This is a genomic window from Rhodococcus jostii RHA1 (genome assembly GCF_000014565.1).
GTDB classification, from domain to species: domain Bacteria; phylum Actinomycetota; class Actinomycetes; order Mycobacteriales; family Mycobacteriaceae; genus Rhodococcus_F; species Rhodococcus_F jostii_A.
Genome location: NC_008268.1, coordinates 622,466 through 635,964, shown reverse-complemented (window position 1 = coordinate 635,964; position 13,499 = coordinate 622,466). Strand labels below are relative to the sequence as shown.

At 66.2% G+C, this 13,499-nt stretch carries 12 protein-coding genes and 6 pseudogenes; 6 read left to right on the top strand and 12 right to left on the bottom strand.

Features of this window, described 5'->3' with window-relative positions:
- Positions 1–93 precede the first annotated feature (93 nt).
- A pseudogene (locus RHA1_RS02725) lies at positions 94–890 on the bottom strand (TSUP family transporter).
- A 91-nt stretch (positions 891–981) separates the two neighbouring features.
- On the opposite strand from RHA1_RS02725, the pseudogene RHA1_RS02720 reads away from it, so the two are divergent.
- A pseudogene (locus RHA1_RS02720) lies at positions 982–1,757 on the top strand (AraC family transcriptional regulator).
- A 34-nt stretch (positions 1,758–1,791) separates the two neighbouring features.
- On the opposite strand, the gene gnd reads toward RHA1_RS02720, so the two are convergent.
- The gene (gnd, locus tag RHA1_RS02715) at positions 1,792–2,691 is read right to left on the bottom strand and encodes a phosphogluconate dehydrogenase (NAD(+)-dependent, decarboxylating) (protein WP_011593815.1); all 900 of its coding nucleotides are present in this window, start codon (positions 2,689–2,691) and stop codon (positions 1,792–1,794) included.
- Positions 2,692–2,907: 216 nt separating this feature from the next.
- Between gnd and zwf the strand changes: the two genes are divergently transcribed.
- Positions 2,908–4,482, top strand: a complete 1,575-nt coding sequence (zwf, locus tag RHA1_RS02710; RefSeq protein ID WP_011593814.1) for a glucose-6-phosphate dehydrogenase — start codon at positions 2,908–2,910, stop codon at positions 4,480–4,482.
- Positions 4,483–5,055: 573 nt separating this feature from the next.
- Here zwf and RHA1_RS02705 read toward each other — a convergent pair.
- From RHA1_RS02705 to RHA1_RS53490, 6 genes and pseudogenes are all read right to left on the bottom strand, one after another.
- Positions 5,056–5,523: a hypothetical protein gene (locus RHA1_RS02705; RefSeq protein ID WP_011593813.1), complete on the bottom strand. Its 468-nt coding sequence runs from the start codon at positions 5,521–5,523 to the stop codon at positions 5,056–5,058.
- A gap of 56 nt (positions 5,524–5,579) precedes the next feature.
- Positions 5,580–5,789, bottom strand: coding sequence for a hypothetical protein (locus RHA1_RS02700; RefSeq protein WP_011593812.1), 210 nt, complete (start codon positions 5,787–5,789; stop codon positions 5,580–5,582).
- Between the two features lie 138 nt (positions 5,790–5,927).
- Positions 5,928–6,224: a hypothetical protein gene (locus RHA1_RS02695; RefSeq protein WP_011593811.1), complete on the bottom strand. Its 297-nt coding sequence runs from the start codon at positions 6,222–6,224 to the stop codon at positions 5,928–5,930.
- Positions 6,225–6,239: 15 nt separating this feature from the next.
- Positions 6,240–6,866, bottom strand: coding sequence for a histidine phosphatase family protein (locus RHA1_RS02690; RefSeq protein ID WP_011593810.1), 627 nt, complete (start codon positions 6,864–6,866; stop codon positions 6,240–6,242).
- 115 nt (positions 6,867–6,981) lie between these two features.
- Positions 6,982–7,245 (bottom strand): annotated as a pseudogene (locus RHA1_RS02685) (acyl-CoA dehydrogenase family protein); the annotation flags it as partial.
- 14 nt (positions 7,246–7,259) lie between these two features.
- Positions 7,260–7,448, bottom strand: a pseudogene (locus RHA1_RS53490) (zinc-ribbon domain-containing protein); the annotation flags it as partial.
- Between the two features lie 128 nt (positions 7,449–7,576).
- Here RHA1_RS53490 and RHA1_RS02680 point away from each other — a divergent pair.
- Together RHA1_RS02680 and RHA1_RS02675 are read left to right on the top strand one after the other, a co-directional pair.
- Complete coding sequence (locus tag RHA1_RS02680) at positions 7,577–7,882, top strand: epoxide hydrolase N-terminal domain-containing protein (RefSeq protein ID WP_011593808.1); 306 nt, start codon at positions 7,577–7,579, stop codon at positions 7,880–7,882.
- Between the two features lie 339 nt (positions 7,883–8,221).
- Positions 8,222–8,614 (top strand): WhiB family transcriptional regulator, encoded by a 393-nt coding sequence (locus RHA1_RS02675; protein ID WP_011593806.1) that lies wholly within the window; start codon positions 8,222–8,224, stop codon positions 8,612–8,614.
- A 231-nt stretch (positions 8,615–8,845) separates the two neighbouring features.
- Here RHA1_RS02675 and RHA1_RS51535 read toward each other — a convergent pair.
- Positions 8,846–8,960, bottom strand: a pseudogene (locus RHA1_RS51535) (malic enzyme-like NAD(P)-binding protein); the annotation flags it as partial.
- Position 8,961: 1 nt separating this feature from the next.
- Here RHA1_RS51535 and RHA1_RS50290 point away from each other — a divergent pair.
- The gene (locus RHA1_RS50290) at positions 8,962–9,114 is read left to right on the top strand and encodes a hypothetical protein (RefSeq protein ID WP_167540909.1); all 153 of its coding nucleotides are present in this window, start codon (positions 8,962–8,964) and stop codon (positions 9,112–9,114) included.
- A 134-nt stretch (positions 9,115–9,248) separates the two neighbouring features.
- Here RHA1_RS50290 and RHA1_RS02670 read toward each other — a convergent pair.
- Positions 9,249–10,925, bottom strand: a pseudogene (locus tag RHA1_RS02670) (acetolactate synthase large subunit).
- 896 nt (positions 10,926–11,821) lie between these two features.
- On the opposite strand from RHA1_RS02670, the gene RHA1_RS51530 reads away from it, so the two are divergent.
- Entirely contained in the window at positions 11,822–12,010 is a 189-nt protein-coding gene (locus tag RHA1_RS51530) for a hypothetical protein (protein ID WP_237726834.1), read from the top strand.
- A 54-nt stretch (positions 12,011–12,064) separates the two neighbouring features.
- Here RHA1_RS51530 and RHA1_RS02660 read toward each other — a convergent pair whose 3' ends face one another.
- Both RHA1_RS02660 and RHA1_RS02655 read right to left on the bottom strand, forming a co-directional pair.
- Positions 12,065–12,316 carry a DUF3263 domain-containing protein gene (locus tag RHA1_RS02660; RefSeq protein ID WP_011593804.1) on the bottom strand — a complete coding sequence of 84 codons (252 nt, stop codon included), beginning with the start codon at positions 12,314–12,316 and terminating at the stop codon, positions 12,065–12,067.
- A gap of 41 nt (positions 12,317–12,357) precedes the next feature.
- Complete coding sequence (locus RHA1_RS02655; protein WP_011593803.1) at positions 12,358–13,461, bottom strand: 2-oxo acid dehydrogenase subunit E2; 1,104 nt, start codon at positions 13,459–13,461, stop codon at positions 12,358–12,360.
- Between the last annotated feature and the right edge of the window lie 38 nt (positions 13,462–13,499).

Here is a 13,499-nt window from a genome sequence, read left to right as displayed (position 1 = left end):
CGTGGCTTACCCCGGTGGGTTCACGGACGTCGTTGGGTGTGGGCGGCACCGGCGTGATCCTTCCTCCCGTGTCGGCGGGATACGCGCTTGCGGTTACCGAAGCGCAGCAAGCACAGTGGTCATGGTGACCGCGACGAGGAGCAGCACGTAACCGACCGCGTGGACACGGTCGGGCAGACGGGGTGGGCGTCCCTCAGCGTGACGATCACCGGGAGTGCGCCGAGGAGAAGCGCCAGGGCCGCGGCCAGGTCGATGGAGCCGGCCAGGGCGGCGCCGGCGGGTGATCCGGGACCGCGGCCGACGAGGAAGATCAGAACTGCCGGCAGGCTGATGGCGAGGGTCAGCGGGGTTGCGAGTGCGGTGGCGACACCCATCATCAATCCGGAGCGGCGCAGGAGAGGCACCGTCATGACACTGCCGCCGACGCCGAGAAATGCTGCGCTCGCGCCGATCGGTAGCCCGAGCGAGGTCGGTATGGCGAACCGTTGCCGAGAGTCGGTGGTGTGCGGCGCCGCCGGACGGAAGAAGCCCGGCCGCACCAGGACATCAACGATCGTCCCGACGAGGTAGATGACGAACCCCCACTGGATGATTGCGCCGGGTACGAGCCGGGCGAGCAACGCGCCTGCCACGCCTCCGAGACCGAGAAGTGCTAGCAGACAACGAGAGTCACGCAAGTGACGCAGCACCGTGCGGGAGGTTGCGGACGTGGCGACGGCAGCATTCACCATCATCACCGCCGCGGATGTTGCGACTGCGACCCGGGCGGCCGAGTCGCCGAGCCCTGCTTCTGCCCACAGGACGACCGGGACGGTCACGAACCCGCCGCCGAAACCGAACAGGACGGTGGTCAACCCGGTCACGAGGCCGATGAGAACGAGAACGAACATATTCACTCGGTCCAGTTCACCGTATCGCTGTAGCGGCGACAATCGAATGTCAGTCGATTTCTTTCGAGAGTCAGTCGGTAGGTTGGGTGTGGTGAGAAATGTCCCGCTCGGCGACATCGACAGTATCGAGCGGGACGTGCTCCCGATCGCGACCGACTATCCGGCCGGCTTCGTGCTGGACTGGCACGAACACCGTCGTGCGCAGTTCCTGTACGGAGCTACAGGAACAATGGTCGTCGAGACCGACAACGGCACCTGGACGGTGCCCACGGCTCAGGGCGTCATGATTCCGCCGGCCACACGGCATCGGGTACGGATGCTCGGTGTGAGTACGAGCAGTCTTTACATCGAACCAGCTGCGGTGCCGTGGTGGCCCATGGCGTGCGTCGTGGTCGAGGTGTCATCGCTGCTCCGTGAATTGCTGCTCGTCGCCGCCGATCTACCCGCCGAGTAGGACCGCGACGGTAGGGAGGGCGCCGTCGCGGCACTGCTGCTGTTCGAGCTGGCAACGCTCAGGTCGCTGCCCCTGCACCTGATGCTGCCCACGTCGGCCGACCTGGTCGCGTTGTGCCGGTCCTATCTCGGCAAGCCGGAGGTCGGCGTGACGAACGCCGAGTGGGCGGGCCGAGTGGCGTGAGCGAACGCGCCTTCACCCGGCGATTCCTACGCGAGGTCGGGGTCAGTCCGGCGGCCTGGCGCCTGCGGGCTCGGTTGCTGGCAGCCATCCCGATGCTGCGCTCGCAGCCGGTGACTCGGGTCGCCTCGACTCTCGGCTACGCATCTCCCGCAGCCTTCTCCTTCGCCTTCAGCCGCGAGTTCGGAATGGCGCCGTCCGCCGCCGGCCGCCGCGAGGACACGCACCGGTGAGTTGCCGGGCAGGTCGGGTCGAGGCCGTCACTGTTCAGGCGATCCCGGCGGTTTCGGAACGTCGGACGGCGTGCCCACCGAACTGGTTGCGCAGCGCCGAAACGGCTTTCATGGCGGGCGAATCGTGTTGTCTGGAGGCGAACCGCGCGAACAATGCGGCGGAGATCACCGGCGCGGGAACCGCGTGTGCGATGGCTTCTTCGACGGTCCAGCGGCCTTCGCCGGAATCCTCGGTGTAGCCGGAGATCGCGGCCAGGTCGGGATCCTCGGACAGGGCCTGCACCAGGAGGTCGAGCAACCAGGACCGCACGACGGTGCCCTTGGACCAGGCACGCAGGACTGCGGGAACGTCCACGATCGAGTCCTCGGCGGCGAGCAGCTCGTACCCCTCGGCGTAGGCCTGCATCAACCCGTACTCGATGCCGTTGTGCACCATCTTCGCGTAGTGGCCGGCACCGACCGCGCCGGCGTGGACGAAGGAGTCCTCACGGTCACCGTCCGGTCGCAGCGCGTCGAAGACCGGCATCAACCGGTCGATGTCGGCGGCGTCGCCGCCGGCCATCAGCGCGTAGCCGTTCGTGCGTCCCCACACTCTGCCGGAGACGCCGCAGTCGAGGTAGCGGATGCCGTGTTCGGCGAGGATGTCCGCGTTCACCTTGTCGTCGGTGAACCGGGAGTTGCCGCCATCGACGACGAGGTCACCGGGCGCGAGCAGGCGCGAAAGCTGCCCGATCACCTGACGGGTCGGCGTACCGGCAGGCACCATCACCCACACCGCCCGCGGTGCCGGAAGCGACTCGACCAACGATTCGAGGCTGTCCACATCGCTGGCGGCGGCGTGAGGGTCGTATCCGATCGCCTCGAGTCCGCGTTCGCGCAACCGCTCACGCATGTTCAGACCCATGCGGCCCAGACCGACCAGTCCCAGTTTCATCGTCACCGTTCCATTCTCGATTCTCGGTATCGTGCCGATGTCTATGTCTACGGCGGTTTCGGGGTCGCCTCACCTGACCGGACGGGGAGCTGTCACTGGCCGCTCGGCCAAGTGCATTCCGTCTTCAGGCCTTCCACACTGGTATTCGACGCATTGTCCGAATGCGCTTGTGGTGGAGCGAAAGACGGAGTGGGAACAGAAGTCACCGTGTCTGAAGTGCAGGAGAGGGACCCGCTGGCAGCCAGCTCGGACGGCGGACTCGGTGAGGCGTTGATCGGCAATAGTGGTCAGGTCACCGAACCGGTCTCGATGGTGATCTTCGGAATCACCGGTGATCTCGCACGCAAGAAGTTGGTCCCGGCCATCTACGACCTCGCGCACGGTTGCCAGCTGCCACCGGATTTCGATCTCGTCGGCTTCGCTCGCGACGGCGCGCACACCGAAGCCCGGCTGCGTGAGGCGGTGATTGCGCACGCGCGCACACCATTCGACCCTGCGGTGTGGGCTGGGCTCGTCGAGCGTATCCACGTCGTGCAGGGGTCGTTCGACGACACGGCCGCGTTCGCCCGGCTTTCCGCCCGGCTGGCCGAGCTCGACGTCCGTCGTGGTAAGCCCGGCAATTACGTGTTCTACCTGTCGGTGCCGCCGTCCGCGTTCGCCACGGTCTGCGACCAGCTGGCGATCACCGGTCTCCACCGCGGGGATCGTGGGTGGCGCCGGGTGGTGGTGGAAAAACCGTTCGGGCACGACCTCGCCAGCTCGCAGACCCTCGGTGTCGCGCTGGAAAGGGTGTTTCCGCCGTCCTCGATCTACCGCATCGATCACTACCTGGGGAAGGAGACGGTGCAGAACATCCTCGCGTTACGCTTCGCGAACGGAATGTTCGAGCCGTTGTGGAACAACCGGCACATCGACCACGTGCAGATCACCATGGCCGAGAGCGTCGGAGTGAGCGGGCGCGCCGGGTACTACGACGGCGTGGGTGCTGCCCGCGACGTCATCCAGAATCATCTGCTGCAACTGTTGGCGTTGATCGCGATGGAGGAACCCGTCGCGTTCGATGCCGACAGCATCGCCGCCGAGAAGATCAAGGTCCTCTCCGCCACCGGACTCCTCGGACCGCTCGCGGAGACATCTGCCCGCGGCCAATACGGTGCGGGGGTGGAGAACGGTGTTCCCGTAACAGGATTGGCTGACGAGGCAGGCTTCCCAGCCGACTCGACGACCGAGACCTTCGCGGCCCTGACAGTCGGCATCGCGACTCGCCGGTGGGCCGGCGTGCCGTTCTTCATCCGCACCGGCAAACGCCTGGCACGGCGGACCGGCGTGCCGTTCTTCATCCGCACCGGCAAACGCCTGGCACGGCGGACCGCCGAGATCGCGGTAACGTTCACACCCCCCGCCCATGGTTCACCCGCTGCCCGGGCCGCGGCGGTGTCGAACGTGCTCGTGCTCCGGGTTCAGCCGGACGACGGAATCGAGTTGCACATCGGCGCCAAACGTCCGGGCGGCGGCATGCACATTCAGCCGGTCAGCCTGGGGATGGACTTTCGGTCGGTGTTCGACCCGGCGCCGGAGGCCTACGAGCGGCTGATCTGTGACGTGCTGCGCGGGGACGCCACCCTCTTTCCTCGCCGTGAGGAGGTCGAATGGTCCTGGCGGGTCATCGATCCTCTCCTCGAGCACTGGGCAGCCCTCGGTCGCCCGGACAACTATCCGTCCGGCGCGTCCGGCCCGGAGTCTGCGGAACGAATCCTCAGCCGGACCGGCCGGGAGTGGCGGTCGCTCTGACCCGCGGTGCCGCCGCTCAATTCCGTGCGCCGTTCTGCGGCGCCGGGGTTCGGGCTGCAGGTCCGCCGACGCGTACGACGATCGACAACGAGGACGAGCTCCGGCGGAGCAGGGACAAGGGGATCATTGAATTAAAATAGTGATGCAGACCATGCTCCTCGGCTATTGGTCAGGTGTGCGCATGTCGAACCGTGGGAGTGGGAGGAGGCTCTACGGCGCTGGTCCTCGACCAACTCAAACTCGGCACGAAGCCGGACCGCGCGGGGGCCGGTGAGCCGTCGACCGGACCCGGAACCGTGGCCGGGGCAACGACTCCCAGTCCTGTGCAGAAGGTGTCGGCGGCCCCGGCGGGAGTCGCGGCCGAAGACAAGGCTCCCACCCAGGCGGGGAAGCCGGTGCGGGGGCGCAGAACAGCGGCGAGGACATCGTCTGCGAAGACACCGCCCTCGTCGCCACCGTGACAGTGGGCCCGACGCGGATGTCGCCGGCCTGCCTACCTTCACTGCTACGGACTGTCGGACATGGTGGCGCCGCCGGGCGCCGTGGTTGCGGTGCTCGACGGCGCCCTCTGGGTTAGGTGTTGTTTGCCGTTCGTGGGGTGTGGTTGCGGGCTTCGATGGCGGCGATGGTGTTGTCGAACGCCTTTCCCAGGACGCGGGTGCCGAAGACGCCGAGCACGGCTGCGAGTGCTCGTCCTTTGAGGTTTTTGCCGTCGCGGACCACGACGGCGTCGATGTCGGTGGTGCCGTCGGGGCGCGGGGTGAGGGTGTAGGTGTGGCCGGAGTTGCCGCCCCACAGGTTGGAGTCGGTGGTCGTCATGACGATGCGGTGGGGGTCGGTCCAGTCGTAGTGCAGGCGTTCCCAGGCCCCGCCGGAGCCTTCGGTGACGTCGGCGTGGGTGGTGTCGAGTTCGTGTACCTGGAGGTGGTCGTCGGCGCTGTTGCCGAAGATCGCCTGGCGGCCGGGCCCGAAGTCGGTGAGTGCGTCGAGGAATTGTTCCGGTGTGGCGGTTGTGGTCTGGTGCAGGTGGATCGTGGACATGACGTTCTCCTTGGTGGGGTGGTGCGTGGGGGGTCGGTCGATGGTGTGGAGGGTGGTTAGAGGGGCGGCTCCGTCCCCGCCTGTTCGGCGACCATGTAGGCGGCGTACCAGTCGGGCCAGTTCGGATCCGCGGCGCCGGTGCGCGTTTCGTGTTGACCGTGGGCGGTCGCGGCGCGAATCAGCGCGCTGGTCAGGTCGGCGGTGCTGCCGAATGTTGTTGCCGTGGTGGTGACCGCCTCGGTGGCGGGGGGTTCGATGGTGTTCATGGTTGCCTTCTCGCGGGGTGTCGGGGACGCGGGGGATGTCGGGTGCGGGCCGTCATCCCAGGTTTGGGGAACAGCTGTGCGCTGTTCGGCTCCCGGGGTTACGGCGGCTGGGTTGCGCTACAGCGGGGTGCTGCTGTCTCAGCCGTCGAGCAGGATCTGGTCGAGGACGATGGTGTCGGCGCGGCGGTCCTGCCGCTGGTCACGCTGACGGTCGTGTTGGTGTTGCTGTTGGATGTCGTTGTCGCGGTCGAGTGGGCTGTCGTGGGTGACGGCGGCGGCGGGCTGCGTGGCGTTCGGCGGTGCGGTGGTGGCGTTGGCGGCGGCGACCGGGACGAGGCCGAGTGCGGCGGTCGCGGCGGCGGCGGTGGCGAGTCGCTTCCAGTGGGAGGTGCTGGTGGCGGGGTGGGTGTTCGGGTGGAGCTGTGTGGTGCTCATGGTGATCGGTGGTCCTCATTCGGGTGCCGCGGGCCCAGCGTCTGCGGCTATTCGAACGGTGTCGGGGAGGGCCGGAAACGTTACGCCGACCGAACCCCGGATTAATGTGACCTGCGTCACTGATGGAAGGGTAGCTGGATCTCCCGGGTCGACGGCACGAAGTCGCTCGTTGCACTTTCGTAGCGGCGACCCCCACCGCCGAAGCCGGCTACTGCGGCGGATCGGGATCGATGTAGCGCGGCGGGGTGTGGGCATTGAGAAGCCAGGCCCCACCTTTGCGGTGTCACCAATGGGGAATGCGCGTGTCCCGTCGGTGCGGGTGCATGCGGCGAGCGCGGTGCCCCACAGGGTGCCGGTGAGGTCGACGGTGTCGAGGGCGGCGAACAAATCGTCGGCGGCGGCGTCCGGGGCGAGGAGGGGGTGCTCGTGGATGGCAAGGCCGTAGGCGGCGGCCAACGGGGCGAGGGTGTCCAGGCAGCGGGTGGTCGGGCTGCAGTACAGGACGCGTAACTCCACGCCGGTGAGGGTGTCGACGAGGCCGGCGGCTTGTTCCTGGCCGAGGGCGCTGAGGGGCCGGTGGGCGTCGGACCCGCGCCAGCTCTGCTTTCCTATCGCGTGGGCGTGCCGGAGTAGGACGACCATTCCAGGGCCTTCCCTCGCGAGAGTGTGCGTGTGCGGGTGGTCGCTGGCTGTCTGCGTGTGGGCCCGGCTGTGGTCTTTGCCTGGGTGGGTTGCTGGCGTCTGCAGGTCGGTTGCGCTACAGGCCGAGGTCCCGGCCGATACTTTCTTTCATGAACTCGTTGGTGCCGGCCCAGATCTTGGTGATCCGGGCGTCTTTCCACGCGCGCGCCGTCCGGTACTCGTTCATGTAGCCGTAGCCGCCGTGCAGCTGGACGCAGGAGTCGAGGACCTCGTTCTGGATTTCCTCAGACCACCACTTCGCCTTGGCTGCGTCCATTGCGGACAACCCACCGTGGGTGTGTGCGAGAAGGCACTGGTCGAGGTAACCCTGTGTGACGTCGGTCTTCGAGAGGGTCAGGTCGGTGGCTGAGTGTCGCATGCCATTTGTTGGCCCGAAATTTGCGTGCTGTTGCTAGCGCTGAACTTCCAGCACGACGGGCACCCCATGATCCGTTGTGAACTCGTTGTCTCGGTCGACCGGATTCTCGTCCGAGGCGCGCTCAACCATTCATGCCCACACTTCTGGCAGCACCACCAAATGGGCTTGTTGGTCCCTTAACTGACGCGGACCGCGGCGAGATCGCCGTTCCGATCTGGGTGCCCTTCAACAACCAAGTACGGTGCCCTCTCAGCGACTGAAAGCTGACCTCGGGTCGTCATGGCGTCGAAGGATGCGGCGTGCAAACAACCTCGCAGTTATGTTGCGGACCCTCGCGCTGGACGAGGGGAACGGGGAATGGTCTTACAGCTTCCCGGACACTAATCTCAGTGAGCTGGTTGCCTACTGGTGGGACGGCTACGACTGGCGCAGGGCCGAGGCCGCCATCAACGCCTACGAGCACTGCCAGGTGAGCGTCGTCGGGGTTCCGGTGCACCTCATGCGCAAGCCCGGCCTCGGACCTTACCCGAGCTGGGTTACGACACGATGGTCAGATCCGACTCCGTTTCTTCATGGAGCAACCAGTGTTGCGAAATAGGACACAAGTCATCTCATCCGTACTTTTACCCTTCCCAGGTGCGCACTCCACGGCCCGAGCCCCACGTTGGTGCGCCCACGGCGGCGGCCCTCCCGAGGTGATCAGAACCGATTTCGGGATGGACACCGCAGCGTTCTGTCGGGCACTGGTCGCGTATCTCGACGTCGCCGCGCCGGCACCGCTGCGGCCGCTTGGTCGAGCAAATGATCACCGTCGCTCGTCGAAGGTTCTGGCTGGGCACGTGAACCTAAAGAGACCGTCCGGATTGGTTGTGAAGAATGTTGTTTGCGAAAGGATTACCGCGGTGACAGGTCCGCAGCACAAATACCCGTGAGTGAGATGAGTGAGACCGATCCGATGACTTGTATATCCGCTCGTGCGCCGAACACTGTGCCGGCTTCCCGCCGTGAAGGTACGCCACGGACCGGACCGCCCGCCGACCGTGATCGTGGAGATTGGCGCATGCTGGGGTCGTGCCGGAACGTCGAGTCGTCGTTGTTCTTCTCTCCAGAGGGGGAGCGTGGTCGGGACCGGGCGCGGCGCGAAGCGCGCGCCAAACGCGTCTGCCAGGACTGCCCGGTGCTCACCGAATGCCGCGAGTACGCCCTGGCCGTTGCCGAACCGTACGGGACGTGGGGCGGGATGTCCGAGAACGACCGCAGACGGCACATCCGGCCCCGGCAACGAGAGGGGCGGGCCGCCGACCTTCCTGTCGAGGAACCGCTGCGCTGACAGACGATGCGCCGCCCTGAGAACTTCCACATCCTGTCTGGAATGCACGGGGTTGCTCGAAATCGACCCGCGAGCCCCCTACGAGATTCTTCGGACTGAGTATTGATGTAAGCGGTTGTGGTACTGAGTATTTGGTAGGTAGCTCAGATGCCGAATTGTTCGGGGCTGCGCTTGTATACCAGTGGCGCTGCGCAGCAGCGGCTCTTGGGGGGAAGAACCCGCCTCCGGCCCTTGGCAGGCGGAGCGCTTCATGCTTTCGGTGATCCGGCGGGCACTGGCAACGAGCGCACCCCGGAACACACCGGGGAAGGCCAGCACATTGTTTCTGATTCGGGAAATCCGCGCGCATGACCACAGCCTCGATGATTCCGGCGTCGTCGATCACCTCGCGGCCGCTGGTGCTGTGCAGGGGCGGCATGAGCACCGCGGAGATCAAAGCGAGGATCGAGGCCATGTTCGCCGACGACCGACGACCGGTCAGCCAGACGGGTCCACTCTGACACATCAAGGGGGACAGGATGAATGTGCTGCTTCTGCTAGTTTTGCTGATCACCGCGGTCGCTGTCGTGCTGGCGATGCAAACCGACGAGTAGTCCCGCTTTCGGCACTGAACGGCGCGTCACCGACCGGCGTCCTACTGGTCTTCGTTCCCTTTCAGCAGTTCATTGATGGTTGCTGTCTCGGTGGCTTCCTCGTGGTCGTCGAACAGCGGTCGAATTCCTCGAGCTGCCATGATCTGGTCGTTGCTGGCGCCGGCGGCGATCATCGGCCAGACCAGGGCGTCGTCGCCGACGATGAAGTCGATGACGACGGGGCGGTCGTTGAGGGCGCGGGCTTGGGCGATCACCGCGTCGACGTCCTTCATGGGTGGCCAGGTCGACGTTCGAGTACCGGCCGTCGTAGTGGATTTCCTGGAGTTGTTTGACCATGCCGAGGTTGCCGTTGTTGATCAGGGCTACCGTGATCGGGACACCCTCGATCGCGGCGGTGGCCAGTTCCTGGTTGGTCATCTGAAAGCAGCCGTCGCCGTCGATCGCCCACACCTCCCGGTCGGGTGCTCCAAGCTTGGCACCGAGCGCCGCGGGCACCGCATAACCCATCGTGCCGAGACCGCCCGAATTGAGCCAGGTACGCGGCTTTTCGTAGCTGATGTAGTGGGCGGCCCACATCTGGTGCTGGCCGACGCCGGAACAGTAGATCGCATCGGGGCCGGCGGCCTTACCGAGAGCTTCGATGACGAACTCCGGCGACAGGGCACCATCACGCGGACGGTCGTAACTGACCGGGTAGGCCCGGCGAACCTGGTCGAGGGCGCCAGCCGGTCAGGTCGATCGGTCGGCGTTGGTCTCGGCGGGAACGTATCGCGTCGATCAGTGCCGTGGTGGTCTGCTTGCAGTCGCCGACGATCGGCACATCGGCGAATCGGTTCTTGCCGATCTCGGCCGGGTCGATGTCGGCGTGAATCACCTTGGCGTCGGGGGCGAACGAGGTAGCTTCCCCGGTGACGCGGTCGTCGAACCGGGCACCGAGCGCGATCAGCAGGTCGCCCTTCTGCAGCGCCGCAACAGCGGCGACGGTGCCGTGCATGCCAGGCATCCCGTAGTGCAGGCGGTGGCTGTCGGGGAACGCTCCGCGGGCCATCAGCGTCGTCACGACGGGAAACCTTGATCACACCCCCGCCGACGTAAAGGACCGGCGCCTTCGCGGCGGCGATGAGGTCGGCGGCCGCCCGGATCTGCTTGCCGTGCGGTCTAGTCACCGGCCGGTAGCCGGGCAGCTTGGTCGCCGGTGGCCAAGCAAAGGTGGTGGTGGCCTGCAGGACGTCCTTGGGGATGTCGACGAGCACGGCACCGGGGCGCCCGGTGGCGGCGATGTGGAACGCCTCCGCGAGAGTGCGGGGGATGTCCTTGGGGTCGGTGACCAGGAAGTTGTGCTTGGTGATCGGCATGGTGATACCGCAGATGTCGGCTTCCTGGAAGGCGTCGGTGCCGATCAGCCCGCGCCCGACCTGCCCGGTGATCGCCACGACCGGCACCGAGTCCATCTGCGCGTCGGCGAGCGGGGTGACCAGGTTCGGTGCGCCCGGCCCGGACGTTGCCATGCAAACCCCGACCTTGCCGGTGGCTTGGGCGTACCCGGTGGCGGCATGTCCGGCACCCTGTTCGTGACGCACCAGCACATGACGCAGCCGCTGGGAATCGATCAGCGGGTCGTACACCGGCAGGATTGCTCCGCCCGGAATGCCGAAGACCACCTCGACGGCCAGCGCTTCGAGCGCGCGCACCACCGCTTGAGCGCCGGTCATCCGCATCGGGTGGATTCGCTCGGGGAGCGCAGTGGAGGAAGCGGCGGAATTCCGGCTGGGCGGCTCGGTGTCGCGAATTGCCGGGAGGGGTCGCTGGATAGGGGAAAAAGTAGATCGCACAGGAAGTCCTCGAGTCGGGTCCGTGCTGTACTTGCTGCGCCGAATTGCGGTTACGGGTCAGAACGCGCCGTATACGGTGCGTCGATAATCGTGCGGCGGTGTCGTTGTCCGGGTCTCCGGCCTCGTGAGCTCTCCCGGCGGGCGATCGAGGAACGGCGTGGCGTTCTCGTGCCTGGCGTGATCTCAGTCAAGCAGTGACCGGCAGATCCGGCAACCAGCACTCATGAGGGTGAGCAATCTGCACGCCGGCACTGCTGCTGGTCCCGATCCCGGTGGTCATCCTGCCCACCGGCGACGCTGTCGGACGAAATCGCTGCGCACTGAACGTGATCGGCTGTGGGGACCAGCAGGGCACAGGAGCTGACGGTCGAACCTTGCACATCAACCCTAACTGTTATCAAATATTGCAATAGCCCGATCGGCGACACACGACCCAAGGAGTCCACCTATGCCCGACATCCATTCCGCGTCCTCCGCCTCCCCGGCCATTCCCGCCGGTACGTATGCCGTTGATACCGAGAAATCGGCGGTGACGTTCCGCGCCTAAGCGTTCGGGTTGATAGGGTGCGAGGCCGTATCCCGGTGCGGGAGGGCTCGATCACGGTCAGCGGCGGCCGCATCACCGGGACCGGCCTGCTCGCCGCCGATCGGATCGATACCGCATTGGGGCCAAGTGATTGGCACCTGCGGTCCGCGCACTATCTCCACACGGACAAGACCCCACGATCGAAGTGGCGATCGACGGTGCCGACTTGTCGAGCGGTTCAGTTGTGTGTGAGGTGATGGTCCGGGGGACCACCGCTCCCGCCCAGTTGCAGCTCCGATCGATCGCGGCGGCCGACGCACTCGACATCACCGCGGAGACGACGGTGGATCGCACCGTGTATCCGATGCTTGGCCCGTGGGCCGGAGTGTCACGTCGTGCGAACCTGGGCATCACGCTCGTCGCTCGGCCAACCGGGAACGCGTAGTACCCGAATCCGTTGGCGCAAACAATCTCTCGCAACCATTCCGGTACGGATCGATCACACGGCAGTGTGTGCGGCCGCGACACTTTTCGAGGCCGGCCGGGCGAGCTTGCTCGAGCAGAAGTCCATCAAGTATGTCCGGGTTGAGAAGTCGACGTCGTTGATCACTGTGGACGTCACCATCGCCAGAAGGCGTTGGTAGAACACCTGCGGGGTGATGCCGAACTCGGGCAGGATGTATTCGTCTCCTCCGCCGTAACGGCACCACCGCGTTGCAAACGCCAGCATGGCCTGATCGTCTCGGGTCATCTTTCCTCCTCGCCCCCGATGGTGTGGTGGTGCGATGTTTGTCAGAGATCGTTTGGGGTGAAACCGTTTTCGAGCCGGGCTTTGACGGTGGTCAGAAAGCGGGCGGCGTCGGCGCCGTCGACGATGCGGTGATCGTAGGAGATGGACAGGTAGGCCATCGACCGCACGTCGATGCGGAGCTCACCGTCCTGCCGGGACGGGACCAGGCGCTCGACCACGGCACCGACACCGAGGATCCCGGTCTGCGGTTGGTTGATGATCGGGGTGTCGAACAGTGCGCCCCGGCTGCCGGTGTTGGTGAGGGTGAAGGTGCCGCCCGTCAGGTCGTCGGCGGTGATCGTGCCGGTGCGGACCTTGTCGGCTTTGTCCGCGATCGCCTGGGCCAGTCCCTCGATGCCGAGCTGCTGGGCGTCTCGGATGACCGGCACCATCAGGCCCTTTGCGCTGTCGACGGCCATGCCGAGGTGGCAGTGGTCGTAGTAGGTCACCTCGGTGACGTCGGTGTTCAGCGAGGCGTTGAGGACCCGGTGCTCGGCCAACGCGTCGACGGCGGCTTGGGCGAAGAACGGCAGGAAGGACAGCTTGATTCCGGTCCGCTGCAGGAAGGCGTCCTTGTGGGTGGCCCGCAGCCGGGCGATCGCGGTGACGTCGACCTCGAGCACCGTGGTCAGCTGGGCGGCGGTCTGCAACGATTCGACCATCCGCTTCGCTATCGTGCGGCGGATCCGCGGTAGTTTTTCGGTGGTCGAGCCGGTCGCCGGCAGCGACGCAGCGGTGCCTAGTGTGGCCGGGGGTGTGGCCGTGTCCGGCTCCGGAGGCGGCGGGGTCTGTGCAGGATCCGCCGTCGGTGCCGGTATGGGAGGGGCCGCGGGAGCCGCAGCCGTGCCGCCGGATTCGGTGATGATGGCCAGTTCGGCGTCGATGGCGACGACGTCGTTCTCCTCGGCGAGGTGGCGCTGGAGAATCCCGGTGACCGGTGACGGAATCTCGGTGTCGACCTTGTCGGTGGCGACCTCGAGCAGTGGTTCCTCCGCGGTGACGTGGTCACCGGGTTGTTTGAGCCACCGGGTGATGGTGCCTTCGTCGACGCTCTCCCCGAGGGCCGGCATCCGCACCGTGGTGCCTTCGAGTTGTTCGGTTGTCATCGTGTTGTCTTCTCCTGGCCTGTGTGCGTGCGGGTCTC